This is a genomic window from Saccharopolyspora sp. NPDC045941 (assembly GCF_056431445.1).
Window position 1 is genome coordinate 98001 of sequence record NZ_JBWKKU010000001.1, and the last position, 25335, is coordinate 123335.

20 protein-coding genes and 1 tRNA gene are annotated in these 25335 nt (G+C 70.6%); 13 read left to right on the forward strand and 8 right to left on the reverse strand.

The genetic code is table 11. From position 1 onward, the window contains the following. Positions 1–11 precede the first annotated feature (11 nt). Both AC07FN_RS00430 and AC07FN_RS00435 read right to left on the reverse strand, forming a co-directional pair. Positions 12–1334 carry a 2-hydroxycarboxylate transporter family protein gene (locus AC07FN_RS00430; RefSeq protein WP_478393683.1) on the reverse strand — a complete coding sequence of 441 codons (1323 nt, stop codon included), beginning with the start codon at positions 1332–1334 and terminating at the stop codon, positions 12–14. A gap of 109 nt (positions 1335–1443) precedes the next feature. After that, a complete protein-coding gene (locus AC07FN_RS00435) occupies positions 1444–1821 on the reverse strand; it encodes an ArsR/SmtB family transcription factor (RefSeq protein ID WP_358576254.1) in 378 nt (125 codons plus the stop codon). A gap of 267 nt (positions 1822–2088) precedes the next feature. Between AC07FN_RS00435 and AC07FN_RS00440 the strand changes: the two genes are divergently transcribed. Continuing rightward, a complete protein-coding gene (locus AC07FN_RS00440; protein ID WP_478393684.1) occupies positions 2089–3318 on the forward strand; it encodes a sodium:proton exchanger in 1230 nt (409 codons plus the stop codon). 49 nt (positions 3319–3367) lie between these two features. Here the strand turns inward: AC07FN_RS00440 and AC07FN_RS00445 are convergent, their stop codons facing one another. Continuing rightward, complete coding sequence (locus AC07FN_RS00445) at positions 3368–4072, reverse strand: helix-turn-helix transcriptional regulator (RefSeq protein ID WP_478393685.1); 705 nt, start codon at positions 4070–4072, stop codon at positions 3368–3370. Between the two features lie 153 nt (positions 4073–4225). Between AC07FN_RS00445 and folE the strand changes: the two genes are divergently transcribed. After that, entirely contained in the window at positions 4226–4822 is a 597-nt protein-coding gene (gene folE, locus AC07FN_RS00450) for a GTP cyclohydrolase I FolE (RefSeq protein WP_358576257.1), read from the forward strand. A 5-nt stretch (positions 4823–4827) separates the two neighbouring features. Here folE and AC07FN_RS00455 read toward each other — a convergent pair whose 3' ends face one another. Then, positions 4828–5256 (reverse strand): DoxX family protein, encoded by a 429-nt coding sequence (locus AC07FN_RS00455; RefSeq protein ID WP_478393686.1) that lies wholly within the window; start codon positions 5254–5256, stop codon positions 4828–4830. Positions 5257–5503: 247 nt separating this feature from the next. On the opposite strand from AC07FN_RS00455, the gene AC07FN_RS00460 reads away from it, so the two are divergent. Next, on the forward strand, positions 5504–5713 hold the full coding sequence (locus AC07FN_RS00460) for a hypothetical protein (RefSeq protein ID WP_478393687.1): 210 nt from the start codon (positions 5504–5506) through the stop codon (positions 5711–5713). A gap of 162 nt (positions 5714–5875) precedes the next feature. Here AC07FN_RS00460 and AC07FN_RS00465 read toward each other — a convergent pair. Then, positions 5876–5949 (reverse strand) — tRNA-Arg (locus tag AC07FN_RS00465). Positions 5950–6081: 132 nt separating this feature from the next. Further along, positions 6082–6663 carry a DUF3558 family protein gene (locus tag AC07FN_RS00470; RefSeq protein ID WP_478393688.1) on the reverse strand — a complete coding sequence of 194 codons (582 nt, stop codon included), beginning with the start codon at positions 6661–6663 and terminating at the stop codon, positions 6082–6084. Between the two features lie 94 nt (positions 6664–6757). On the opposite strand from AC07FN_RS00470, the gene AC07FN_RS00475 reads away from it, so the two are divergent. The 7 genes from AC07FN_RS00475 (at position 6758) to AC07FN_RS00505 (ending at position 20370) form a co-directional block, all read left to right on the forward strand. After that, a complete protein-coding gene (locus AC07FN_RS00475; RefSeq protein ID WP_478393689.1) occupies positions 6758–8782 on the forward strand; it encodes a bifunctional copper resistance protein CopD/cytochrome c oxidase assembly protein in 2025 nt (674 codons plus the stop codon). A gap of 123 nt (positions 8783–8905) precedes the next feature. Beyond that, positions 8906–9316 (forward strand): single-stranded DNA-binding protein, encoded by a 411-nt coding sequence (gene ssb, locus AC07FN_RS00480; RefSeq protein WP_478393690.1) that lies wholly within the window; start codon positions 8906–8908, stop codon positions 9314–9316. Between the two features lie 141 nt (positions 9317–9457). Beyond that, positions 9458–11134, forward strand: a complete 1677-nt coding sequence (gene ettA / locus AC07FN_RS00485) for an energy-dependent translational throttle protein EttA (protein ID WP_478393691.1) — start codon at positions 9458–9460, stop codon at positions 11132–11134. A 98-nt stretch (positions 11135–11232) separates the two neighbouring features. Then, positions 11233–13974, forward strand: coding sequence for a hypothetical protein (locus tag AC07FN_RS00490; RefSeq protein ID WP_478393692.1), 2742 nt, complete (start codon positions 11233–11235; stop codon positions 13972–13974). A gap of 287 nt (positions 13975–14261) precedes the next feature. Next, the gene (locus tag AC07FN_RS00495) at positions 14262–19235 is read left to right on the forward strand and encodes an NAD-glutamate dehydrogenase (RefSeq protein ID WP_478393693.1); all 4974 of its coding nucleotides are present in this window, start codon (positions 14262–14264) and stop codon (positions 19233–19235) included. A gap of 69 nt (positions 19236–19304) precedes the next feature. Then, the gene (locus AC07FN_RS00500; protein WP_452612153.1) at positions 19305–19736 is read left to right on the forward strand and encodes an acyl-CoA thioesterase; all 432 of its coding nucleotides are present in this window, start codon (positions 19305–19307) and stop codon (positions 19734–19736) included. After that, the gene (locus tag AC07FN_RS00505) at positions 19729–20370 is read left to right on the forward strand and encodes a DUF8010 domain-containing protein (protein WP_478393694.1); all 642 of its coding nucleotides are present in this window, start codon (positions 19729–19731) and stop codon (positions 20368–20370) included. Before AC07FN_RS00500 ends, AC07FN_RS00505 begins: the two co-directional genes overlap by 8 nt. A gap of 711 nt (positions 20371–21081) precedes the next feature. On the opposite strand, the gene AC07FN_RS00510 is transcribed toward AC07FN_RS00505, so the two are convergent. Then, positions 21082–21744, reverse strand: coding sequence for a nitroreductase (locus AC07FN_RS00510; protein ID WP_478393695.1), 663 nt, complete (start codon positions 21742–21744; stop codon positions 21082–21084). 120 nt (positions 21745–21864) lie between these two features. Here AC07FN_RS00510 and AC07FN_RS00515 point away from each other — a divergent pair, with 120 nt between their 5' ends. From AC07FN_RS00515 to AC07FN_RS00525, 3 genes are all read left to right on the forward strand, one after another. Further along, positions 21865–23082 carry a hypothetical protein gene (locus tag AC07FN_RS00515; protein ID WP_478393696.1) on the forward strand — a complete coding sequence of 406 codons (1218 nt, stop codon included), beginning with the start codon at positions 21865–21867 and terminating at the stop codon, positions 23080–23082. Positions 23083–23157: 75 nt separating this feature from the next. Continuing rightward, positions 23158–24045, forward strand: coding sequence for a sigma-70 family RNA polymerase sigma factor (locus tag AC07FN_RS00520; RefSeq protein WP_478393697.1), 888 nt, complete (start codon positions 23158–23160; stop codon positions 24043–24045). 12 nt (positions 24046–24057) lie between these two features. Next, positions 24058–24408, forward strand: a complete 351-nt coding sequence (locus tag AC07FN_RS00525) for a DoxX family protein (RefSeq protein ID WP_478393698.1) — start codon at positions 24058–24060, stop codon at positions 24406–24408. A 52-nt stretch (positions 24409–24460) separates the two neighbouring features. On the opposite strand, the gene AC07FN_RS00530 is transcribed toward AC07FN_RS00525, so the two are convergent. Next, entirely contained in the window at positions 24461–25297 is an 837-nt protein-coding gene (locus AC07FN_RS00530; RefSeq protein WP_478393699.1) for an EamA family transporter, read from the reverse strand. Positions 25298–25335 lie beyond the last annotated feature (38 nt).

A 25335-nucleotide genomic window follows, 5' to 3' on the forward strand; every position in this document is an offset into this window, starting at 1 on the left:
CTTTCCACCTCTCAGGACAGGTTGGCGTGCGCGATGAGCGCGATGGTCACCGTGATCGCGCCGCCGATGCGCGTCGCGATCTGCGCGAACGGCATCAGGGCCATCCGGCGGGTGGCGCTGAGGATCGCGACGTCGCCGGTGCCGCCCATGCCGGTGTGGGTGCCGACGACGATCGCGGTGTCCACCGGGTACATGCCGATCCACCTGCCCACCAGGAATGCCGTGGCCATCATGGTGATCACGGTGGCGACGATGGTGACCACGGTGCCGACGGTGAACGCCTTGAGCAGCTCGTTCCACGGCGTGGACGAGACCCCGATGGCGAACAGCAGCGGGTAGGTCACGGCGGTCGACATGAAGCCGTAGACCAGGCCGGAGTGGTGCTCCAGGCTGCGCGGCAGCCAGCGGGTCAGCTTCAGCGCGATCGCGGCGACCAGCATCACGATCGGCGCCGGCCAGCCGAACAGCGCGTGCGTGGCCTCGCCGAGCAGGTACAGCGCGACGGCCATGAACCCGGCGACCGCCAGCTGCCGGATGTCGAACGCGGGCTGCTCGCTCGCGGCGAGGTCGAGCCCGTCGCCCTGGGCGGGCTGGATCTTGCCGAAGCCGGTGGTCCGCGGGAAGCGCTGCCCGATCATGGACAGCACGCTGGAGAAGACGATCGCGCAGACGTTGGCCAGCAGCACCACCGGAAGCACCTGCGCCAGCAGCGTTTCCGCCGGTCCCGCGCCGGATTGCGAGTAGCCGAGGGTCAGCGGGATGGCGCCTTCGCCGAGGCCGCCGCCCATCACCGGCACGACGATGAAGAAGACGGTGCGGTGCAGGTCGCCGGTGATCGCCCAGCCGACCAGCGAACCGGCCACCAGCGCGGCCACCGAACCCGCGGCCAGCGGCACGAAGATCTTGAGGAAGCCCCTGATCAGCACGGTGCGGTTCATGCTCAGGATGGAGCCGACGATGATCCCGGCGATGAACACGTACAGGAAGTTCGTGGACTTGTAGAACGTCGAGATGCTCTTGGCCAGGTCGGCGGGGATCCACTCCGCGGCGACGAGGAAGGCGGGCAGGAAGGTCACCAGGATGACGGGCCCGCCGATCGAGCGGAAGCCGGGAATGCGCCTGCCGACCTCGTAGCAGGTGTAGCTGCAGACGCCGAGCAGCGCGGCCATCGTCGGGATGTCGGCCTTCAGGTCGTCCTGCCAGGCGAGCACCGCGAGCACGACGACCAGCAGCGCGTAGAACGGCAGCGGGATGACGCCGATCCGGACCGACCAGATGGACCGGTGCCGCTCGGCGGGAACCACGTGCTCCGCCGTGTCCGGGGGTGATGCCATCGCGCTACCTCCTCGTAGGGATAGCAGGCATCAAACCTCCGGCCGCCGGGCCCGAGTAGGGGCCGATTCCCGAGGTGGGCATAAGCCGCGCTTATGGCTCGGGGCCGGTTCAGCGCTCCTGCGGCGGGTCCGGGGCGAGGGTTCCGTCCGGGGCGATGTGGTCGAAGATCTGGTCCACCAGCGCCACGACGTGCGGGTCGTCGACGGTGTAGAGGTGGCGGCGGCCGTCGCGGCGGGCCGTGATGACGCCCGCCAGCCGGAGCTTGCTCAGGTGCTGGCTGACCGTCGCGATGCTGATGCCGACCCGCTTCGCCAGCGTGCCGACGTCGTACGAGCCGTGTGTGATCAACCACACGAGGTGGAGCCGCGGCGGGCTGGCGAGCAGGGCGAACGTCGCCGCTGCGGCGGCCAGCTGGGCCTCGGTCGGTTCGGCCTCCTGCCTGGGCAGGCCGGGTTCTGCGGTGGGCAGCGCGGGATTTTTCGGCATGGCGAGTCCGATTCTTCCGCATCGCACAACCCCGGGGTGGCCGCCGCGCAAACACTTCGTTGGTTGCGAAAACTACGAAATGACTGCGATGGTGGTCCTCGTTCCGAAGGGGAGTAGTCCGCAAGACCACCGTCGACACGCTGAGATCCGTCTCCGGCGGTGGCGCCCGCGATGCGGGTGGACGAGACCTTCGGCCAGCTGATCTGTGCCTGGCCGAGACCCCTGGACGTCCCGGCCGAGGCAGGCCGTGGTCCGGGAAGGTGCTCGATGTCCACCAAGTTGCTGCGTCCGCTCGCGCTCTGCGGAGCCCTGGCGGTGCCCGCGTTGATCATCCGGTTCGCCGGGCTGCCGGTGAGCCCGGTGCTCGGCCTGCTGCTGTTCGGCATGGCCGTCGTCGCCTCGTCGTTCGTCCTGGCCTGGGCCGCGGAGGCGGCGCAGGTCGACATCTCCGGCGGCCTGGCGATCGCCATCCTCGCCGTGATCGCCGTGCTGCCCGAGTACGCGGTCGACCTCTTCTTCGCCTACACCGCGGGTAGCGATCCCACCTACGTCGCCTACGCCGCGGCGAACATGACCGGCTCCAACCGGCTGCTGCTCGGCCTGGGCTGGTCGCTGGTGGTGATCGTGGCGCTCGCGCTGGCCAAGCGGCGCACCGGCAAGACCGTGCGGGAGCTGACCCTGGGGTCCGGCAACCGGGTGGAGCTCGGGTTCCTCGCGATCGCCTCGGTGGTCGCCTTCGTGGTGCCCGCGACCGGGCAGATCTCCCTGCTGCTCGGGTTCGCGCTGCTCGGCTTCTTCGTGTTCTACCTGTGGAAGGTGTCGCGCGCCGAGGCCGAAGAACCCGATCTGGTCGGCACCGCGGCCACCATCGGCGGGCTGCCCAAGCACGTCCGCCGGCCGCTGGTGATCGCGCTGTTCGTGTTCTCCGCCGCGGTGATCGTCGCCTGCGCCGAACCGTTCGCCCACTCGCTGATCGAAACCGGCACCCAACTGGGCATCGACCAGTTCCTGCTGGTGCAGTGGCTCGCGCCGCTGGCCTCGGAGGCGCCCGAGTTCATCGTGGCGATCCTCTTCGCCGTCCGCGGCAAGGGCGCCGCCGCCATCGGGACGCTGATCTCCAGCAAGGTCAACCAGTGGACCCTGCTGGTGGGCAGCCTGCCGGTGGCCTACCTGCTCGGCGGCGGCGGGACGGCACTGCACCTCGACGCCCGCCAGGTGGAGGAGTTCCTGCTCACCGCGACGCAAACGGTGCTCGGCGTCGCTGCGTTGCTGGCGTTGCGCTTCCCGCGCTGGGCGGCATGGACGCTGCTCGCGTTGTTCGCGACGCAGTTCGCGCTGCCCGGCCAGACCGCTCGCTACGTCCTGTGCGGCATCTACGCCGTGATCGCGATCGCCGCGCTCATCCGCAACCGCCGCTACATCCTGCCGACCCTCACGGCGCCCTTCCGGCGCGAGGTCGCCGAACCCGAGGTGAAGGAGCCGGCGTCCGTGAGCTGAGCCGTTCATCAGCGGGCGCACCCCCAGTCTCGCGCCCGCTGGTGAACCCTCAGGTGCTGCGCAACGCGACGCAGCACTCCCCGGGCCGCGGTTCGAGCACCGCCTCCACGGACCGGGCCTCCAGGCCGGCGAGGAATCCCCGCAGGAAGGCGTGGTTGAGCCCGCACACCAGCTCCGGCGACCTGGCGGTCAACGGGTGGAACGGGCAGTTGCGCAGCCGGACGCAGGTCGGCGTCTCCCGGTCCGGTTCGAAGCCGTAGCGGGCCAGCACGTCCTCGGTCCTGGTCAGCGCGCGTTCGGCGCCGAGCCGGCCGGGGCGGCTGCGGATGCGCTCCTCGGTGCCCAGGCGGTGCCCGCGTTCCTGCGCGGTGCGCATCGCCGCCTCGATCGCGGTCTCCTGGTCGCCCTCGGTGAGCACCGCGTCGAGCAGGATGTCGGCCAGCAGGTCGGGGCGCCGCGGCGGGATGCTCACCCCGATGTGGGCATCGGTGGGCTCGTAGACCTTCGGCGTGCGGCCGACCTTGCGGATGCCGCCCACCGGCTCGAACCGCGCGCACAGCAGCCCCGCGTCGACGAGCTTGTCCAGGTGGAAGGCGGCGAGCTTGCGGGAGATGCCGACCGCGGCGGCGGCCTCGTCCCGGCCGATCGGCCGCCGGGCGCGGCGGATGAACTCGTACATCCCGCGTCGCAGGTCGTCCGCCAACACGGCGATCGCCGCCATCGAGCCCGCCACCGGCTCGTCGCTGGGCACCATGTCCTAACGGTAACGCTTCCCGCGCCCAATGCGGTGTCCGAAATCGCACCGGAACATCGACATGCTGCTGCATTGACCCGGCTTCCGGAATAAGACTAACGTTCATTGGTGAAACCAGGTCCGGCCTGGCACAACCGACCGGAGGAACGCCCGATGTCCGCCCTGTCCCCGCACGTCGTCCACGAGCCCGATGGCGAGATCGATCTCGCCGCCGCCGAGAAGGCCGCCGGCGACCTGCTGCGGGCGCTGGGGATCTCCACGGACTCCGAGAGCCTGGTCGGCACGCCGGGCCGCATGGCCCGCGCGTACGCGGAGCTGTTCTCGCCGCGGCCGTTCGACCTGACGACCTTCCCGAACGAGGAGCAGTACGACGAGCTCGTGCTCGCGCGGTCGATCCCGGTGCGCTCGGTCTGCGAGCACCACCTGCTGCCGTTCGTCGGCGTCGCGCACGTCGGCTACCTGCCGGGCGACCGGATCCTCGGGCTGTCCAAGCTGGCCCGGATCGTCGAGCACTTCGCCTGCCGCCCGCAGGTCCAGGAGCGGCTGACCAAGCAGGTCGCCGACTGGCTGTGCGAGCAGCTCGACCCCAAGGGCGTCGGTGTCGTGATCGAAGCCGAGCACACCTGCATGACCCTGCGCGGTGTGCAGGCCACCGGCTCCAACACCGTGACCTCGACGCTGCTGGGCACCCTGCGGCAGGACGCGCGCTCCCGGCAGGAGTTCTTCGCCCTCACCGGCGTCAACGCCTGACGCGCTCAGTCCGAGCGCGCCGCGTGCTCGGGTGTGCGCGGGACTCGGTGGAACAACGCATCGAGCGCGAACGGTCCGGCACCGAGCACGGCGATCAGCAGGAAGAACCAGGCGTAGAGCGCGGCCGGAACGCCGGCGTTCTGGATGGGGAGCAGGCCCCGGGGCTGGTGCACGGAGAAGTACGCGAAGGCCATCGTGCCCGAGCAGACCAGCGCGGCCGGCCTGGTGAAGAGCCCGAGCAGGACCAGGCCGCCGCCGACGAACTGGATGATCCCCGCCCACCAGGAAGGCCAAGCGAACGCCGGCACGGCGTACGGCGCGCCCAGCACGCCGAACAGCGCGGCCACACCGTGCAGCATGAACATGAACGACACGACGATCCGCGTCACGGACAACGCGATCCCGCCCAGTCGATCCGATTGGTCGTGCGTCACACGACTGCCCTCCTCCGCGGTGTTGCCCCTACGACGTAGGCGTTTCCGCGCGAGGAACTTCCCAATCCGGACGCGCCCGTTCCAGCGGTGGCCGTGCCGCGGACTTCAGCGGATCTGCCAGTGACAACGCCGAAAACGACCAGGGCGATTTCGCCGAACCGATGGGTGGGAGAACGAGGCCGGGCGTGGACCTGCGTGACATCGAGACCTTCCTCACCCCGGCCGAGGAACTGCACTTCGGCAGGACGTGATCCCGGTCCTCGCCTCCGGCGAAGCCGCGCCACTGGGGCACGCTCAAGTGACTCACTGCTTCGCCCGGCCCGACATCGCCTTCGTCCGCGCGCTGGGGGCCGTGGTCTGGCGCACCGCGAGCCGGACCGGCCTGATCCGGGACTTCGTGCGGTCTCGGCCGGGAACATCGTCGTCGGAGCCGACGGAACTCGAACCGGCCCGCTGACCCCCTGGTGGGTCCAGATGAAGGAAATCGCCCCTCGCCGGAGTTCCCGGTGAGGGCCGATTCGCGCTGATCTCCAGGAACCTGTGAGCGGACGGCTGGAGCGAATAAAGTGGGGGTTGATCTCGAACCGGATCAACCCCGTTTCGCACACCTGCGCCGTTGCGCCCCCAGCAGGACTCGAACCTGCGACCTAAGGATTAGAAGTCCTTTGCTCTATCCAGCTGAGCTATGGGGGCCGATCGGGCTGCGGCTCGCCTGAGCTGCAGCAAGCAGGGTAGCCGGACGCGGGGGCAGGTGTGGGACTGACGCCGCACCGTTGCCGAGCCGGTACCTAACAGCAAGCTGATCGACTGCCGAACGCGACCCGATCAGGCGGGTGGCAGCTTGTGCAGGGCGGCCGCGGTGAGCCGGAACAGCTGGTCAGCGGTATCGGCCGCGGAGGCGCCCTGCATCGAGAGCATCGTCAGCAGCGTCCGGTCGGACCGGATCGCGGTGGACGCGGTGCAGGTCTGGTGGTTGCTCACGAGTTCGCAGTACAACAAGCTCGTATGCCCCTCGATGTCGCTGGGCACGCCGCGCGGTTGGCGGCGGAAGGCGGTGTCGAAGGGTTCGTAGAAGCCGGCCGCGGCGGTGTTCTCCGGGCCGCTGGCCAGCAGGTGGGCGCAGGCGCCCGCGATCGGGTTGTTCGCGTGCGGCGGTCCCACCGGGCCGCCGACCTCCGCGAGGTCCACCGGCGTCAGCAGACCGCAGGCGTCGATCCCCTCGATGTTGCGCGGGGTGGCGATGCGCACTTGGGTCACGGCGGCCGATGGCGGTTGCGGAGGCGGCGTCGTGGCGTCGTAGAACCCCGCTGCCGGTACCGGCTCGCCGGAAACTTGCGCGGCGCAGGCGGTCACCGCGAACAGCAGCAACATCGGCAGCAGGAACGCACAGCGACGGACAATGGTCACGCGGTAACCGTAGCGGCCCGCGGGTGCGGCAGACCACGTTCCCGCGCGCCATCCTGCGGCGTGGCCGCCACGCGTCGGCCGTTACGCTCGGTGTGTGCCATCCGAAACCCCCGTACCAGCACCGGAACGGCGCGGTACGGCCAGCGCGGTGGGCGTGCTGGTTGTCACCGCCGGGGTGCTGGCGGCCCTGATCGCCGCCGCCCTCACCACGCTTTCCGCCGGTGCCTCATACTCCCTGCTCGGCCTGCCCGATCCCGGGCCGGTCACGAAGTACGGGTTGCCGGTGGTCCGGGTGCTGGCGGAGTCCGGTGCGGTGGTGTGCATCGGTTCGTTGCTGCTGGCGGCGTTCGGGATCCCGGCGAAGCGCTCGGGCGCGCTGGCCGCCGATGGGTACGCGGCCGTGCGGACCGCCAGCTGGGCGGCGGCCGTCTGGTGCCTGGGCGCGGCGCTGATGGTGCCGTTCATCGCCGCCGACGCCACCGGGCGCCCGGTGTCCGACGTGCTCAGCGCCGAGGTGCTGTTCGGCCTCGTCGATGCCCTGGAAGAAGCCAAGGCCTGGGCGCTGACCGCGCTGTTCGCGTTCGTGGTCGCGCTGGCCTGCCGGGTGGTGCTGTCCTGGGGCTGGACCGTGGTGACCTTCGGCCTGGGGCTCGCCGGGTTGTTCCCGGTGATCGCCACCGGCCACTCGGCCAGCGGTGGCGCGCACGACATCGCGACCAACAGCCTGCTCTTCCACCTGTTCGGGGCGGTCATCTGGGTCGGCGGGCTGGTGGCGCTGCTGGCGCACGCCGCCCGCGGCGGCGCCCACCTGCCGCTGGTGGCCAGGCGGTTCTCGCTGGTCGCCCTGGTCTGCTGGGCGGCCATGGCGCTGTCCGGCGTGATCAACTCGCTGGTCCGGGTTTCGCCGGAGCAGCTGTTCACCTCCACCTACGGCGTGCTGCTGGTGCTCAAGACCGTCGGCCTGGTGGCGCTCGGCGTGTTCGGCTACTTCCAGCGCCGCAGCGTCGTGCAGCGGCTGGACGACGGGGCCGGCAGGTCGGCGCTGCTGCGGTTGGGCGCGGGCGAGGTGCTGGTCATGTTCGCCACGATCGGCATCGCCGTCGCGCTCGGGCGCACGCCGCCGCCGGACGGGGCCAAGGAGGTGCCTGGCCGGACCGAGCTGCTGATCGGCTATCCGCTCGACGAGCCGCCGACGTTCCTCCGCCTGCTGTTCGACGGCCGGTTCGACCTGGTCTACGGCACGCTCGCGCTGACCCTGGCCGCGCTGTACCTGGTGGGCGTCCACCGGCTGCGCAAGCGCGGCGACGCCTGGCCGGTCGGCCGGACCATCGCCTGGCTGTGCGGCTGCGCGACGATCCTGGTGGCCACCTCGTCGGGGATCGGCAAGTACGCGCCCGCCGTGTTCAGCGTGCACATGGGCCAGCACATGCTGATGTCCATGCTGGCGCCGGTCTTCCTGGTGATGGCCGGCCCGACCTCGCTGGCGCTGCGGGTGTTCAAGCCCGCCGGGAAGTCGCAGCCCCCGGGGCCGCGCGAGTGGCTGCTGGCCTTCGTGCACTCGCCGGTGACGCGGCTGCTGACCAACCCGGTCGTCGCGTTGGCCCTGTTCGTCGGGTCCTTCTACGCGCTGTACTTCACCGGCCTGTTCGACGTGGCGCTGACCGAGCACTGGGCGCACCTGGCGATGAACGCGCACTTCCTGCTGGTGGGCTACATCTTCTACTGGCCGGTGATCGGCATCGACCCGGCGCCCCGCCCGCTGCCCGCGCTAGGCAAGGTCGGCCTCGTCTTCGCCTCCATGCCGTTCCACGCGTTCTTCGGGATCGCGCTGATGATGTCGCAGACGGTCATCGGGGCGAGCTTCTACCGCGGCCTGGACCTGCCCTGGATGACCGATCTGCTCGCCGACCAGCGGCTCGGCGGCGGGCTGGCCTGGGCGTCGGGCGAGGTGCCGCTGGTCGTGGTGATGCTGGCGCTGCTGATCCAGTGGTCCCGCGCGGATTCCCGGGCCGCCCGGAGAATCGACCGGAAGGCCGATGCGGACGGCGATGCGGATCTGGCCGCCTACAACGAAATGCTCAAGCAGCTCTCCGACAAGGACACCCCTCGGAGTAGTTGACCTGGCCGATCGGCCGGAGTTGTCACGGAACGCGGTAAATCGGTCGCGCTGCGTGACGATCTTCGGGCAGTCTTGGTTCGCGGGCCGGAAGTCGGCCGCGCAGGACCGAGAGGAGCGGCAGGGATGTTCGAGACCCAGGTGACGGTGGTGGGCTACGTCATCACCGAGCCCGTCGCGCGGGAGACGCAGAACGGAAACCGGGTGGTGAGCTTCCGGGTGGCGGCGACCTCCCGCCGGTTCGACCAGGGCGCCGGGGAATGGGTGGACGGCGACCGGTTCCTCGCGACGGTGAACTGCTGGAAGCGGCTGGCCGACGGGGTCGCCGCGGCGTTGGGCAAGGGCGATCCGGTGGTGGCGACCGGGCGGTTGCGCACCCGCGAGTACGAGGCGGGCGGGCAGTGGCGCACCGTCGTCGAGCTGGAAGCCACCGCGGTCGGCCTAGACCTGGCGCGGGCCTCGCCACCAGAGGCGCCGGGCGTGCCCCGGCCGCGGTCGAAGATGGACCGCGGGCTCGTCTCGCTGCCCGGCGGTTGATCGCGATCTTTCTTCCCGGCCATTGCGGATTTCGGTTCCGAGGAGGTGATAACCGCCGGTGCGGGGCGGCCAGGCGCCGCCGGCGAGGTGCTGGGGGACCGCGTGCGCGGTCCGCCACGGGGCGCAACTACGATTCATGGCATGGCCGAGTTCATTTACACCATGAAAAACGTGCGCAAGACGCATGGTGACAAGGTCATCCTCGACAATGCGACCATCCAGTTCTACCCGGGCGCCAAGATCGGCGTCGTCGGGCCGAACGGCGCTGGCAAGTCGACCGTGCTGCGCATCATGGCGGGACTCGACCAGCCGAACAACGGTGAAGCGTTCCTCACGCCGGGCTACACCGTCGGCATCCAGCAGCAGGAGCCTCCGCTCAACGAGGAGAAGACGGTCCTCGGCAATGTCGAGGAGGGCGTCGGGGAGATCAAGCAGAAGCTCAACCGCTTCAACGAGATCGCCGAGCTGCTCGCGACCGACTACTCCGACGAGCTCATGGAGGAGATGGGCAAGCTCCAGGAGGACCTGGACCACGCGGACGCGTGGGAACTGGACTCCCAGCTGGAGCAGGCGATGGACGCCCTGCGGTGTCCGCCGCCGGACGCGGAGGTCAAGAACCTCTCCGGTGGTGAGCGCCGCCGCGTCGCCCTGTGCAAGCTCCTGCTGAGCAAGCCCGACCTGTTGCTGCTCGACGAGCCGACCAACCACCTGGACGCCGAGAGCGTGCTCTGGCTGGAACAGCACCTGGCCACCTACCCGGGCGCCGTCCTCGCCGTCACCCACGACCGGTACTTCCTGGACAACGTCGCCGGCTGGATCCTGGAGCTGGACCGCGGCCGCACCTACCCGTACGAGGGCAACTACTCGACCTATCTGGAGAAGAAGGGCGAGCGGCTCGCCGTGCAGGGCAAGCGCGACGCGAAGCTGCAGAAGCGCCTGAAGGACGAGCTGGAGTGGGTCCGCTCCAACGCCAAGGCGCGCCAGACCAAGTCGCGTTCCCGACTGGGCCGCTACGAGGAGATGGCCGCGGAGGCCGAGCGCACTCGCAAGCTGGACTTCGAGGAGATCCAGATCCCGCCGGGCCCACGCCTGGGCAACGTCGTCGTCGACGTCGAGAAGCTGAAGAAGGGCTTCGGCGACAACCTCCTCATCGACGGCCTGTCGTTCACGCTGCCGCGCAACGGCATCGTGGGCGTCATCGGCCCGAACGGGGTCGGCAAGACGACGCTGTTCAAGACCATCGTGGGTCTGGAGCAGCCGGACGCCGGCACGGTCAAGGTCGGCGAAACCGTCAAGCTGTCCTACGTGGACCAGAACCGGGCGAACATCGACGCCGCCAAGAACGTCTGGGAGATCGTGTCCGACGGGCTGGACTACATCCAGGTCGGCCAGGTCGAGATGCCGTCGCGCGCCTACGTCAGCGCCTTCGGGTTCAAGGGCCCGGACCAGCAGAAGCCGGCCGGGGTGCTCTCCGGTGGTGAGCGCAACCGCCTGAACCTGGCGTTGACGCTCAAGGAGGGCGGCAACCTGATCCTGCTGGACGAGCCGACGAACGACCTCGACGTGGAGACGTTGAGCTCGCTGGAGAACGCGCTCGAACAGTTCCCGGGCTGTGCTGTGGTGATCTCCCACGACCGCTGGTTCCTGGACCGCGTCGCCACCCACATCCTCGCGTGGGAGGGCGACGACGAGGACCCGGCGAAGTGGTTCTGGTTCGAAGGCAACTTCGAGGGCTACGAAGCGAATAAGATCGAGAGGATGGGCGCGGAGGCGGCCCGTCCGCACCGAGTGACGCATCGCAAGCTGACCAGGGGCTGAACGGAGGCGCTTTGGCGAGCGTGCCCGCTTCACCGAACACAAGCTCGGCACAGGGATTGCTCGAACCCGCACGGCAGATGCGGTGGAGAGTACCCGAGTTGGCATTGGTGCTCAGTGATCGTGCGGTCGCGCTCGCCAGGCGCACCGGTGACCAGGCGGCTCGCCTGAGAGCCGAGGCTCTCGCCTTGTTCGCCTCGAACCGGCTGGGCCGGGGCGTCCCGGCAACCGTCCGGGCGCTCGCGGCGGTCCGAGACGCGGAGGCCGCGGGTGACGCCGAGGTCGTGGCGGAGCTGCGGGTCGAGCTGGCGTGGTGCGCGCGCAGCGCGGGAAACTGCGAGGTCTCGGTCCGGGTGCTGAACCCGGTGCTGGAGCAGGAGCGGATCGAGCCCGAAGTGCGGGCGCACGCCCTGCTGGCGTTGGCCGCGTCGCTGCCCGCGCACCAGCAGGACGGGCAGCGCTCCGAGGCGCTCGACGAGGCCGAGCGGCTGTACGAGACGTGCGGTCTCAGCAGGGACACCGCCCGGCTGCTCAAAGCTCGGGTTCGCGCTGCGCGAGCGGGGCATCACCGCAGGCTGGGCGAGTTCGGCGAGGCCGTCGCCGCGGCCGACGCTGGTCTTGCGCTGCTCAGGCAGCTCGGCGATCCGGCCGCGGACAGCGGGGAGATCCGGACCCGTCTCGTCCTGGAGCGGGTGCAGTCGTTACTGGAGCTGGGGCGCCGTCCGGAGGCCGTCCAGGCGACTGAGTCCGTGCTGGCACAGCCGGTTCGCGCCGCGGCGGCAGGGCCGGTCGGTTGGCTGGGGCTCGCGATGGCGACGCGCGTGCACCTGCCGGACGGCAACCACGGCGCAGCGGTGCGGACGCTCAACGACACCGCGGCCATCTCGGAGCGGCACAAGCTGGACGGGCTGCTCGCTGAGGCGCTGAACGCCCTGTCCCATGTGCACGAACGAGGAGCGGAGTTCCCCGAAGCGCTTCGCACGCTGCGGGGCGCGTACGCCGCCGACCGGCGCTGGCGCGCGGCCGTGCACAACGCGCGGGTCCGGTTGCTCGCGGAGTACCCGGTGCTCGCGGGCGATGTCGAGGCGCCTCCGCGTTCGAGCGGTCCATCTCGGCCCGTACCGCACGAGCCGGTGCCGCAGGATCCCGATCCGGTTGGGGCCCGAGCGGTCGTGCCGGAGCAGCCGGCGTACTGGCCCCCGGAACCTCGTCAGCCCGAGCAGGATGCTGTCGAGCAGGCCGAATCGGAGCACGCGAAGCCCGAGCACGGGGATGCGCACGACGCGGCGCGTCGACTGATGGAGACGCTTACCAGCAGGGCCGCAGGAGAGAGCGAAGGCGGGCGCCGTCGGCAGGAGATGCCCGAGCCCCGGATTTCCGAGGAGTCGGCGCAGCCGACGGTCGTGCTCGACCCGTCGACGATCCAACCGGCCGAGCCCGAGGCGGACCAGTCCAGTGCGGCGGCGTTCCCGGCCGCCGAGCCGGCGGAGGCCGAGGGTGGCGGCCAGTTCGCACGCACCGAGACGACGGAGGCCGAGGAAGGCCAGTTCGCACGCACCGAGAGGGTTGCCCTTCCGCCGCTCGCCGAACAGGGCGTTCCCGGCGGGGAGCCCGAGCCGGAAGAGCACACCGAGCAGGCGTCGGCCTCGTCGCAGGCGAGTTGGTGGCCTTCGGAAGCCTCGGGCCAGCTGTCCGGCGCCGAGCGCACCATTCCCGAGGTGCCTGTGGCGTACGAGCCGCAGCAGGACCAGCCGGGTGACCCAGGTCTCCAGGCCGAGACGAGCGCGCTCGCCGCGACGTTGGACAATCTCCGCCGGACGGCGGCCGCTGCCGGCCGCGACTCGAGCACTGCGGATATCACCACGATCATGCCGGTGATCGGGGCGCCGGCCGGGCCGGGCGACTGGCCGGGAACCGGATCGGCGGCGGATTCCCCGGTGGCCGATCCGCTGCCGGAGGCGCCGCGAGCCGATTTCAAATCGCAGTACGGCCAGGACCCGACGGCGACCGAACCCGCCGCCGAACGGCCGGGCGGACACCGGGCCGACGACGCGCTGCCACTCGAACCGTCCTACGGAGCGAGTGAAGCCGCCCCGGCGACCGAGCCCCCGATGTTCCAGACATCGCCGGCAGACGTCCTGACCCCGGGCACGTCGGCGGCGGACGAGCCGGCGGCCGAGTCGGCTGGGGCTTCGGCGACGGGGACGGGGCAGCGCGAAGGCGGCCGCCGATCGCGCGGCAAGTCGCTCGCCGAGATCCGCGCCGGTCTCCAACTGTCCGCGGAGCCCCGCCCGGGCCGCCGCCGCGCCAGGCATGCCGAACCTGCCGAAGCACCAGAACCGATCGAACCACCAGAACCGTCCGCCCCCGCGGTCACATCGCCGACTCCCGCCGCGGAGCTGCTCGGCAGGCACCACCAGGACTGGGCGACCGAGCCGAACCTCCCGGTCGTCGAACCGCAGCCGTCACCGCTCGCCGCGGGAACGCCCGAACCGGCAGGCGACCGCGAGGCCCCGGAACCGCCCGTCGCAACGACACCTTCCGCAACACTGCCCGAGGTGGAACCACCGGCGGCGGATGCGGGGGCAGCGGAGAAGATCGGCCTCGCGGAGCTGCTCACCGAGGCGCTGATGGCCTACGAGAGCGGTCGGCGCGAGCAACCCGAGGTCGAGGAGGCCGCGCCGTCGGGCCGGCACAGCGAAGCGCGTGTGTCCGGAGTCACCGGCCGTTCCCAGGTTTCCCGTTCCGCTCGATCGTCCACATCGGACGATCTTGGTCCGGCCGTGGCCCCTCGGCACCGCCGGGCGGCGGGCGACTCCACGGCGGTGGATCCGCTGTTCTGAAGCCGTTTCGCCGAAGCGGCGCAACGACTTGGTCCGAATGCGCCGACGCGCGCCGACGTGCACCGCGGCCTGCGCGGACGTGACGCGCGACATTCCACGCCACCTTCCGGTGGCCGGCTGCGAATCGCGATCAAGACCGTTTTCTGAAACGTCAAAGTCATCGATCATTGTGCCGCTTTTCACGTGCCCGACCGCGCTACCGCCCTCTGCCCGGCGCTGGAACTGGCAGTCTTAAGGTGGAACCTGTTGGCACAAAGAGGTGCCGTCAAGCGTGGAGCTGCCTGAAGATGACCTCGAATCCCGGACAGTTGAAGACCGGAGAACGCCCGCGAGTCGCTGGGGACGACGCGGTCGGCGAGCGGTCCGAGAACCCCGAACTGGCCAAGCGCCGTCTGCTGGACAGAGCGGTTGAGTCCGCACCGGAACTCGCCGAGCTGTTGCGCGCCTACTACCGACACGTGCCCGCCGAGGAGCTCGTCGACGACGAGCCCGCCGACCTCGTCGGGGCACTGCGGTCGCACCACCGGCTCGCCGCGGAGCGGGTCGCGGGGCGCCCGCTGGTGCAGATCTTCAACCCGGATCGGGCCGAGGACGGCTGGGGGAGTCAGGCGACGGTGGTCCAGACCGTCACCGACGACATGCCGTACCTGGTGGATTCGGTGATCGCCGAGCTCGGCCGCTACGGCGCCGAGGTGCAGCGCATCATCCACCCCATCGTCGTGGTGCGCCGCGACGTGGCCGGCGAGCTGCTGGAGGTGCTGCCGGGCGCGGACCCGGCGGCCCCGCCCGCCGACGCGATGGCCGAAAGCTGGATGTTCGTCGAGGTCGACCGGGTCGTCGACACCGACCGGATCGCCGACCTGAAGCAGGGCCTGGCCGACGTGCTCAACGACGTGCGCGAGGTCGTCGAGGACACCGAGCGGATGCACGCCACCGCCCGGTCGCTGGCCGACGAGCTGGACCGGACCCCGCCGCCGCTGCCGGGCGCCGACGTCCACGATGGAGCCGAGCTCCTGCGGTGGTTGGCCGACGGGCACTTCACGTTCCTCGGCTACCGGCACTACGAGCTGGTCGACGACGGCACCGAGCCCGCGCTGCAGGCCGTGCTGGCCTCCGGACTGGGCGTGCTGCGCAGCGACAGCGTCGCCGCGCGCAGCCTGACCGCGGGGCCGGACGCCCGCGCCAGCGCGCTGTCCAAGGACCTGCTGGTGCTCACGCAGGCCAGCGCACCGTCCACAGTGCACCGTCCGGTGCACCCGTTCTACGTCGGCGTCAAGACCTTCGACGAGGCCGGGAACGTCACCGGGGAACACCGCTTCCTCGGACTGTTCACCACCACCGCGCTGCACGAGGACGTGCTGGACATCCCGTTCATCGAGCGGCGGGTGCGGGAGATCATCCACCGCGCCGGGTTCCCGATGGAGTCCTACTCCGGCCAGCGGATGCTGGAGGAGATCCAGAACTACCCGCGCACCGAGCTGTTCTCCACCGACGCGGACACGCTGCAGGACACCATCACCGGCGTGCTGGCGCTGGCCGAGCGCCGCAAGCTCAAGCCGTTCCTGCGCCGCGACGCCTACGGCCGCTTCTACTCCTGCCTGGTGTACCTGCCGCGGGACCGCTACACCACCAGCTCGCGACTGGCGATGCAGGAGGTGCTGCTGGAGGAGCTCAACGGCACCGGCCTGGAGTACAGCACGCGGGTCGGCGAGTCCACCCTGGCGCGGGTGCACTTCGTGGTGCACACCGATCCGGAGGACCAGGTGGAGCCGGACCTGGTGCGCATCCAGCAACGGCTGTCCGACGCCATCCACACCTGGGACGACCAGATGATCGAGGAGGTCGACGCCGAGCAGTCCGGCGGCGGCCGCGACGGTCACGCGGGGCGCAGCCTGTCGGAGGCGATGAGCCAGCTCGGCCAGCGCTACGCGTCGAGCTTCCCGGAGGCATACAAGGAGGACTTCACCGCGAGCGAGGGCCTCGCGGACCTCCGGCGGCTGGAGTCGTTGTCGGGTCCGCGCGACCTGAAGATGTCGTTCTACGCGCCGCGCGACGCCAGCGCGGGGCAGCGCCGCTTCAAGCTCTACGTCGGCGGCCGGGTGACCCTGTCGCGGGTGCTGCCGGTGCTGCAGAGCATGGGCGTCGAGGTCGTGGACGAGCGGCCCTACGAGGTCATCGTCGGCGACACCGACCAGCAGTTCTGGATTTACGACTTCGGGCTGCGGCTGGACCCGGCGACGCTGGACACCGCGACGAGCGACGGCCTGCTGGAAACCCTGCGGGAGCGCTTCGAGGACGCCTTCCGCGCGGCCTGGCTCGGCGACGCCGAGGTCGACCGGTTCAACGCGCTGGTGCTGCGCGCCGGGCTGAACTGGCGGCAGGCGTCGGTGCTGCGCGCCTACGCCAAGTACCTGCGGCAGGTCGGCGTGGCCTACAGCCAGGACTACATCGAGGACGCCATCCTGGCGCACCGCCTCACCACCACGACGCTGGTCAGGCTGTTCGAGACGCGGTTCGACCCGGCGCTGGAGGCCGACGACCGGGCGACCCGCGAAGCGGACCTCACCGACGCGGTCACCAAGCTGATCGACGAGGTCACCAGCCTGGACGCGGACCGGATCCTGCGCAGCTACCTGAGCCTGATCCGCGCCACGCTGCGCACCAACTACTTCGCCGCCGACGGGGAGCGGGAACGCTCCTACCTGGCGCTGAAGCTGGAGCCCAGGGAGATCCCGGGGCTGCCGGAGCCGCGCCCGCAGTTCGAGATCTTCGTGTACTCGCCGTGGGTGGAGGGCGTGCACCTGCGGTTCGGCTCGGTGGCCCGCGGCGGTCTGCGCTGGTCGGACCGGCGGGAGGACTTCCGCACCGAGATCCTGGGCCTGGTCAAGGCGCAGGCGGTGAAGAACGCGGTGATCGTGCCGGTCGGCGCGAAGGGCGGCTTCGTGGTGAAGCGTCCGCCGATGCCCACCGGCGACCCGGCGGTGGACCGCAAGGCCACCCTCGACGAGGGCATCGCCTGCTACCGGATGTTCATCTCCGGTCTGCTGGACCTGACCGACAACCTGGTCGGCGGCGAGGTGGCCCCGCCGAAGGACGTGGTGCGCCACGACGGCGACGACACCTACCTGGTGGTCGCGGCGGACAAGGGCACCGCGACGTTCTCCGACATCGCCAACGACGTCGCCAAGTCCTACGGCTTCTGGCTGGGCGACGCGTTCGCCTCCGGCGGCTCGGTGGGCTACGACCACAAGGCGATGGGCATCACCGCCAAGGGCGCGTGGGAGAGCGTCAAGCGGCACTTCCGCGAGTTCGACGTGGACACCCAGTCCGAGGACTTCACCGTGGTCGGCGTGGGCGACATGGCCGGCGACGTGTTCGGCAACGGCATGCTGCTCTCCGAGCACATCAGGCTGGTGGCCGCGTTCAACCACATGCACGTGTTCATCGACCCCGATCCGGACCCGGCGGTGTCCTTCGCCGAGCGCCGCAGGCTGTTCGAGCTGCCGCGGTCGACCTGGGACGACTACGACCGCAGCAAGATCAGCGCCGGTGGCGGTGTGTGGTCGCGGTCGCTGAAGTCGATCCCGCTGAACCCGCAGATCCGGGAGGCGCTGGGCATCGACGAGTCGGTGCGCAAGCTGGCGCCGGCCGAGCTGATCAAGCGGATCCTGCTGGCGCCGACGGACCTGCTGTGGAACGGCGGCATCGGCACCTACGTCAAGGCCGCGACCGAGACGCACGCCGACGTCGGCGACAAGGCCAACGACGCGGTCCGCGTCAACGGCGCCGACCTGCGGGTGAAGGTCGTCGGCGAGGGCGGCAACCTCGGTCTGACGTCGCTGGGCCGCATCGAGTTCGCCCGCGCGGGCGGCAAGGTCAACACCGACGCGCTGGACAACTCCGCCGGGGTGGACTGCTCCGACCACGAGGTCAACATCAAGATCCTGCTCGACCACCTGGCGGCCGACGGGCGGTTGACCGGTGAGCAGCGCAACGAGCTGCTCGCGGACATGACCGACGAGGTCGGCGAGCTGGTGCTGGCCGACAACCACGCGCAGAACGCGGTGCTGGGCATCTCGCGGGCGCACGCCGCCCCGATGGTGTCGGTGCACGCCCGCCAGGTCCTGGCGCTGGAGAAGAACGCCGGCCTGGACCGCGCGCTGGAGGCGCTGCCGACGTCGAAGGAGTTCCGCGACCGGGAGAAGGCCGGCGAGGGCCTGAGCTCGCCGGAGCTGGCGACGCTGATGGCGCACGTCAAGCTGGCGTTGAAGCGCGACGTGCTGGCCAGCGGCCTGCCGGACACCGAGGCGTTCAGCAACCGGCTTCCGGAGTACTTCCCGAAGCCGCTGCGGGAGCGCTACGCCGACGCGATCGCGGCTCACCCGCTGCGCCGGGAGATCATCACGACGCTGCTGGTGAACGAGATGGTCGACGGCGGCGGCATCTCCTTCGCGTACCGGCTGTCCGAGGAGATCAGCGCTTCGACGACCGACGCGGTGCGGGCGTTCGCGGTGGTCGACGAGGTCTTCGGGCTGCAGGAGCTGTGGGCGCAGATCGATGCGCTGGGCGGCTCCGTGCCGAGTTCGGTGGCCGACGAGCTGGTGCTGGAAAGCCGCCGCCTGCTGGACCGGGCGGCGCGCTGGATGCTGACCAACCGGCCGCAGCCGCTGGCGATCGGCGCCGAGATCGCCCGCTTCCAGCCGGTGGTCGCGGAGCTGTCCGCTTCGGTGCGCGGCCTGCTGCGCGGCCGGGCGGCCGAGGGCGCCACCGAGATGATCGACCGCTGGACGGCGGCCGGCGTCCCGGAGGACGTGGCGGAACGCGTCGGTGTGCTGCTGGATTCGTTCGCGCTGCTGGACGTCCGGGAGATCGCCGAGCTCGCGGAGCGCGACGCCGGGGTCGCGGCCGAGCGCAGCCCGCGGGAGAGCGCCGACCTGTACTACTCGCTGGCCGAGCACCTCGACGTCGAGCGGATGCTGCTGGCGGTCAACGAGTTGGAGCGCGGGAACCGGTGGCACTCGCTGGCCCGGTTGGCGTTGCGGGATGATTTCTACGCGTTGCTGCGTGCGATCACCATCGACGTCCTGCGGACCAGCGATCCGGAGGACGACCCGGAGGAGAAGATCGCTCGTTGGGAATCCACCAACGAGTCGCGACTGGCGCGGGCCAACTCGTCGCTGGAGCAGATCAAGAACTCCGGTCGGCTGGATCTGGCCACGTTGTCGGTGGCGGCCCGCCAGCTGCGCAGCATGGTGCGGTGACGGCATGATCGGGTGGCTTGCGGTCGCACCGGCCGCAAGCCACCCGAACGGCAGAAAGGAAGCTCGCCGGTGGGCGCGTTCGTAGCCGAGGTGGCCCTGCGCTGGTCCGACATGGACGCGTTCGGTCACGTCAACCACGCCAGGACGATCACGCTGCTGGAGGAGGCGCGGGCCGAGCTGCTGTTCACCGAGGCGGAGCGGCAGGGCCTGCTCGGCATGGCGGAGGGCATGGTGGTGGCCCGGATCGTGATCGACTACCACAGCCCGCTGGTCTACGCGTCGAAGTCGCTGCAGGTGCAGATGTCGGTGCGCGAGCTCAAGGCCGCGTCGTTCATCGTCGACTACACCGCCTACGCGCAGGAAGCGGTCGCCACCGCGGAGACGCTGATGGTGCCCTACGACCTGCGGGCGGGGCGGCCCCGGCGGATGACCAAGGAGGAGCGCGACTTCCTGGCGGAGTGGCAGCTCGATGCGCAGAAGCCGGAGTTGGGTCGTGTCTGAGCTGCGGATGCCCGATGCGGTGGAGCGCGAGGACCTCGGCGCGTTCGTCGCCCGCGCGGTGCGGTTGGACGGCCAGGCGCTGGTGCGCCTGCGCAACCGGCCGGGCACGGGCCGCGTCGACGTCTGGGCGGCGACGCCGTTCGACGCCCTGTCCACCAGGTCGGTCGAGGGCGAGGTGGAGCCGGCGGACCTGACGGTGTCGGGCAACGAACTGCTGGCGACGCTGACGGTGGCGGGCGCCCCGGTGATGGATCCGGGCCCGCCGCGGGATCTGCTGTGGCGCTCGGAGCTGCCGCCGGCGGTGGGCTGGCAGCGGGTGGACGACCTGCCGGCGAAGCTGGTCGGCGAGGTCGCGGAGCGCGGCATCGACGTGGCCAAGGACAACGTCGGCCCGAAGGGGACACCGCCGGCTTCCCTGCTGGACCAGGAGGTCTTCACGGTCAGCGGCGCGGGTTATCAGGTGAAGGTCCCGCTGCGCTGCCTGTTCGTGCTGTCGGGCATGGGTTTCCTGGTGCCGAAGCCGGCGGAGTCCGAGATCGTCCGGGTCAGCGCGACGGACGCCTGGCTCCGCCTGGACTCCCGCTACGGCGCGGTGGTCCGCCGCCGCCACGCCCTCCTCCCACTGCTGGTCTGACGGGCCCGCAGTTTCAATTGAGGTTTTTCCATCCTCGTTTTGCGTGGCGGTGCGGGTGGCGGAACCTCAGAGGCTTCCTGGTCTGTGGGTGCCCCTCCTGATGTATGTCCAATACACGGCGGAGGGGCCGTCCTCGCCGAGGGAACCGCGGCGGTGCGAGTGTCGTAAGTGGGTTATGCGCCTGCGGCGCATGCGACACCTCATCGACGTGCACCTTTGTGACCCGCGGCCGGCTTCGTCAACGTGGCGTGGGACGGTGGTGTCCACGCCTTCGTCCTGGACACCGTGGTCCGGGGAGAACTGCGCCATCCGGGATCGGGGCCGGACTCGTTGCGGCGGCCGTCCGGGGCGCCCGGGCGGCGCAGTGCGAATGGCTGCACGTCGACTTCGACGACGACCTCCGGGCGTTCTACTTCGACGCCTGCGGATTCGAGCCGACGAACGCGGGTCTCATCGCGCTCCAGGTGTGAAGCCCCTGGCAGGACGCACAAGATCGTCCTGAAACTGGAGATCTCAGCACGGTTCGTTCGCCTTCCGGCGTCCGTTCGACGAGTCGGACATCCGTTCTCCTGAACCGGTTCACGGCCCACCACAGCCATTCCACAGCATGGCGAAGCGGAAGGGAGCAGAGCACGGGCGCGGGCGGCGAAACACCGGCAAAGCAGGTTCATGCCAGTTCTCGGTGCGGTGCGGCGGAATCCGCGTCCGTCATCAGTCGAGGAAGGTGACGGTCTCGGCGAGCGGGGCGCGGTCGATGCGGGCGTGTTTCGCCGAGATGTCCTCGAATCCGATCGACATGCCGCAGAACAGCACGAGTTCGTCCGGCGGCGAAACGACTTCCGCGACGGTTCGGCGGTAGACCGACCACGCCATCTGCGGGCAGCTGTGCAGTCCTTCGGCGCGGAGCAGCAGCATGACGGTCTGCAGGTACATGCCCATGTCGGCCCACTGCGCCGAGCCCATGCCGCGGTCGATGTAGCAGAACAGCGCGGCCGGAGCCCCGAAGCAATTCCAGTTCGCGGCAACGGCTTCCCGTCGCGCCTGCTCGTCCCGCCGCGAGATCCCGAGTGCGGCGTAGCGCTGCTCACCGGCGGCGATCCGGCGCTCGTGGTAGGCGGATTTCAGATCGGGCGGATACATCTCGAACTCGCGCTCGTCGCCGGGATCTCCCGCGGCCAGGCGCTCGGCGGTTCGCTTCTTCACCTCGGCCAGCGCTGCTCCCGTCAGCACGAAAGCCTTCCACGGCTGGAGATTCCCTCCGGACGGCGCGCGGGCAGCAGCGGCGAGGACGCGCGCGAGCAGCTCTTTCGGCACCGGCTCGTCGGTGAAGCCCCGCACCGCCCGTCGACTCCGGACCGCTTCGTACACGTCCACAGACTGCCTCCCGAATCGCTCGAAGTGCTCCACCACGTCGACACCTGGCGAAGGGAGAACGTGACCGGTGAACCGGGACCTAGACTCGATGCCGATCAGACGTGGCGAAGTGGGGCGGACATGGGCGCGACCGAGGAGATCGAGCGGATCGCGCTGGATCCGGCTCTGTCGGTGCCGGAGAAGGACGAGCGCATCATCGCCTTCCTGGCGCAGTCGGAAGATCGCGGGGTGCCGGCGGCGGTCGAGTGCCTCATGACGACCTCCGATCGCCGCGTCTCCGAGTTCGTCGCCGCCTACCTGGAGCTGATCCACGGGGCGCGCGAGGAGAAGGCGCGCGTGGCGGAGAGGTTGCGCGGTGCCGGTGAAGTCGCGGCGTCGGCGGCGAGGCTCGTGCCCTGGATGCCGGATGCCCTGATCGACGCGTTCATCCAGGACCACCTGGCGTCGCCGGACCCGAATTCCCCGGTGTCCAGCGTCGTCTTCACCATCGCGATGCACCGCCCGGAACGCCTCCGGCCCTACGCCGACCGCGTCGAAAGCGCTGCGATGAAGCGGAGTCTGCTGTCCGGCGCGCCCGACGAGTTCGCCGACACGCTGCTGGAGAGGTGGCGAGCGGAGCAGGATCTGAACGACCTCTGGACGCTCGCGCTGATCCGCACCCCGCACGCCGCCGATCTCATCGAGTCCGTGGTGGACGAGGTCGCGGATCCGGACGACTGGGACTGGCTGATGCCGCTGGCCGGCCGCCTGCCGGACACCCGGAAGCCCGCGGGTTTCCCGCCCGCTTTCCTGGGTTTCGTGGCGGATGCCGGCGAGAGCCCCCACGTCATGGGCGGAGGCCCCGGCGGGGATGTTCCGCTCTGCGCGGACTGCCGGATGCCCGCAGAACGGATCCTGACCCTTTCCGCCGAGGCGATGCCGAACGCGCTGAGCCGGGACCCGTCGTTCTACTGGTTCACCTGCGACTGCGCCGAAGTGGATCGCATCACCGTGCGCTTCACCCCGGCGGGCCCGGAGGTCTACTTCAACCCGCTGGGGCCGAGCAGCGGCGAATCCCGCTTGATCCCGGGGGAGCGGTCGCTGGTCCTGGAGCCGCACCCCAACCAGCACGGCGTGAGCCTCCCGGCGTTGCCGAGGACGAAGCACCAGGTGGGCGGGCTGCCGCGCTGGCCGTCGCCGGAGACGCACCCGATCTGCCCGGTGTGCGGCAACTTCATGCCGTTCCTGGTGTCCATCGAAGGTGGCCCGACGCCGTTCGGCCGGATGGGTTTCGAAGAGCTGCTCTTCGGCTTCTGGTGCGACTCCTGCGCCGTCTCCAGCACCCAGACCCAGGGCTGAGCTCCGCTCCACGACGCCCCGCGTGGGTGAGTCACCTTTTGCGTCGCTCGCCCGTCAGAAGGGTAGGAGCTGTGCGTGGCGGGAGGCGAAGAACGCATGTTCGGGTTCGAAACGGCGTCGGGCGGGGACGAGGTGTTCCACCGCGAGCGACCGCACCTGCTCGCGGTGGCGTTCCGCCTCCTCGGGTCGGATGCCGATGCCCAGGACGTCGTGCAGGAGGCGTGGATCAGGCACCTGCGGGCCGATGTCGATGGCATCGAGAACCTGCCTGCCTGGCTGACCACCGTGGTGACCCGGCTGTGCCTGGACCTCCTGCGCCGATCGCGCGAGGCTCCGCAGGAGCCGGCCGACATGCCGGAACCGGCGGACCCCGTCGGTGGCCCGGAGGAGGTCGCGCTCCTCGCCGGAGACCTGAGCGAGGCCATCGCGATCTTGCTCGACCAGCTGATGCCGCCGCAACGGGTCGCGCTGATCCTGCACGACGTGTTCGGCACGCCGTTCGACGAGGTGGCGCACGTGCTGGGCACGACGCCCGGGTCGGCCAAGAAGCTGGCCAGCCGCGCGCGGGCGCGGGTGCGGCCGGCCGGTGCGGCGGATGCCGATCCCGGCGCCGCGCGGCACGTCGTGGCCGCCTTCCTGAAAGCGGCGCAGCAGGGCGACATCGACGGCCTCGTCGAGGTCCTGCACCCCGAGGTGACGAGAACGGCCGATCCGCAGGCGCTTCCGCCGGGCGCGGAGCTGCGGGTGCCGGGCGCGCGAACCGTCGTCGACGAGACGCGGGCGTTGCGGGCCAACGCCCGGCAAGCGCGCGTGGTGTCGATCAACGGGCGGCCCGGAATCGCGGTCATGGCCGATCACGGCCCGCGCATCGCGTTGCTCTTCCGCATCGCGGCCGGGCGAATCGTCCACTACGACGTCGTCGGGGATCCCGCCCGCCTCGCCCGGCTGCACATCACCGACTAGCGAGGAGAAACCATGTTCATCACCTACGTCGTCGTCACGGTCGTCACCATCGCGGCGAACGCCGGGATCGCCGTCGCGGACCTGGCGAAGGCGGACTTCGTCCTCGCCAACTCGGCCAAGGTGGACGTCCCGCGGTCGTGGCTGCCGGTGCTGGGAACGCTCAAGGCGGCCGGCGCGGTGGGACTCCTGCTGGGCCTGCTCGGATTCCAGGCCATCGGCGTCGCGGCCGCGATCGGGCTCGTCGCGTTCTACGTGGGCGCGATCGTCGCCCACGCGCGGGCCCGGCAGGTCAGCACCATCGCGGCCCCGGGAGTCTTCCTCGCCATGGCCGTCGCATCGCTGGTCCTCGCGGTCGCCGGGTGAATCGGTCGCGGAGGTGATCGGCGGGGTCATCTCGTCGACAGGGTGGGTTTGGTCAGGTCAGGGCGAGGAGGCTGACGGCGACGGCTGCGGTGCCCAGGCCGACGAGCTGGCCGCGGTGGATCCGCTCGGCGACCACGCCGCGGGCGAGCAGGATCGTGCTGGCGGGGTAGAGGGCGACGATCACCGCGACGACGGCGAGATCGCCGCTCCGGGCGGCCAGCAGGAACAGCAGGTTCGCCACCGAGTCCAGCGCGCCCGCGGCCGCCGATATCGCGTATGCGGGCCGCTCCGGCCCCAGCCTGCGGCGCATCAGCGCCGCTGCGGCCAGGACGACCGCCGACGAGACCGCCCGCCCCACGAGCAGCGGAGCCACCCCGCTGTCGGATGGTGCCTGGTGCAAGAAGACCAGCTGGAGCGCAATGGCGGTGCCCGCGCCGAAAGCCAGCAGCAGCGCAGTGCGCGAAGGGCGTGACGACCTCTCGCCGTGCCCGGCGCTGACCAGCACGACCGCCACCAGCGCGAGCGGCAGGCCGACCATTCCGGCGGCGGCCAGGTGCTCGCCCTGCAGCAGCCCCACGCCGACGGGCAGCGCGGCCGACACCAGCGCGGTCACGGGCGACAGCACGTTCATCGGGCCGATCGCCAGGGTGCGGTAGAGCAGGGCGAACGCGGCGGCCGAGGCGACCCCCGAGGCCGCTCCCCAGGCGAAGGTCGCGGTGCCGAACGAGGCGCCGAGCAGCGGCCACAGCAGCAGTTCGACCGCGAGGCTGGCCGGGGCCGCGATCATCACGGTGCGCAGCACATGAGCCTTGCGGGCGCCGAGGCCGCCGAGGAAATCGGCGCACCCGTAAGCGAGCGAGCTGCCGACGGCCAGCAGCAGAGCGAACACGACGAATCCCCTACCATTTCATTGGAACGACTACACGG

What these genes read in the sequence shown, in the direction of transcription:
- AC07FN_RS00430 (WP_478393683.1), bottom strand. Translation starts at nt 1,334, where the DNA reads ATGGCATCACCCCCGGACACGGCGGAGCACGTGGTTCCCGCCGAGCGG.
- AC07FN_RS00435 (WP_358576254.1), bottom strand. Translation starts at nt 1,821, where the DNA reads ATGCCGAAAAATCCCGCGCTGCCCACCGCAGAACCCGGCCTGCCCAGG.
- AC07FN_RS00440 (WP_478393684.1), top strand. Translation starts at nt 2,089, where the DNA reads ATGTCCACCAAGTTGCTGCGTCCGCTCGCGCTCTGCGGAGCCCTGGCG.
- AC07FN_RS00445 (WP_478393685.1), bottom strand. Translation starts at nt 4,072, where the DNA reads ATGGTGCCCAGCGACGAGCCGGTGGCGGGCTCGATGGCGGCGATCGCC.
- folE (WP_358576257.1), top strand. Translation starts at nt 4,226, where the DNA reads ATGTCCGCCCTGTCCCCGCACGTCGTCCACGAGCCCGATGGCGAGATC.
- ssb (WP_478393690.1), top strand. Translation starts at nt 8,906, where the DNA reads ATGTTCGAGACCCAGGTGACGGTGGTGGGCTACGTCATCACCGAGCCC.
- ettA (WP_478393691.1), top strand. Translation starts at nt 9,458, where the DNA reads ATGGCCGAGTTCATTTACACCATGAAAAACGTGCGCAAGACGCATGGT.
- AC07FN_RS00495 (WP_478393693.1), top strand. Translation starts at nt 14,262, where the DNA reads ATGACCTCGAATCCCGGACAGTTGAAGACCGGAGAACGCCCGCGAGTC.
- AC07FN_RS00515 (WP_478393696.1), top strand. Translation starts at nt 21,865, where the DNA reads ATGGGCGCGACCGAGGAGATCGAGCGGATCGCGCTGGATCCGGCTCTG.
- AC07FN_RS00525 (WP_478393698.1), top strand. Translation starts at nt 24,058, where the DNA reads ATGTTCATCACCTACGTCGTCGTCACGGTCGTCACCATCGCGGCGAAC.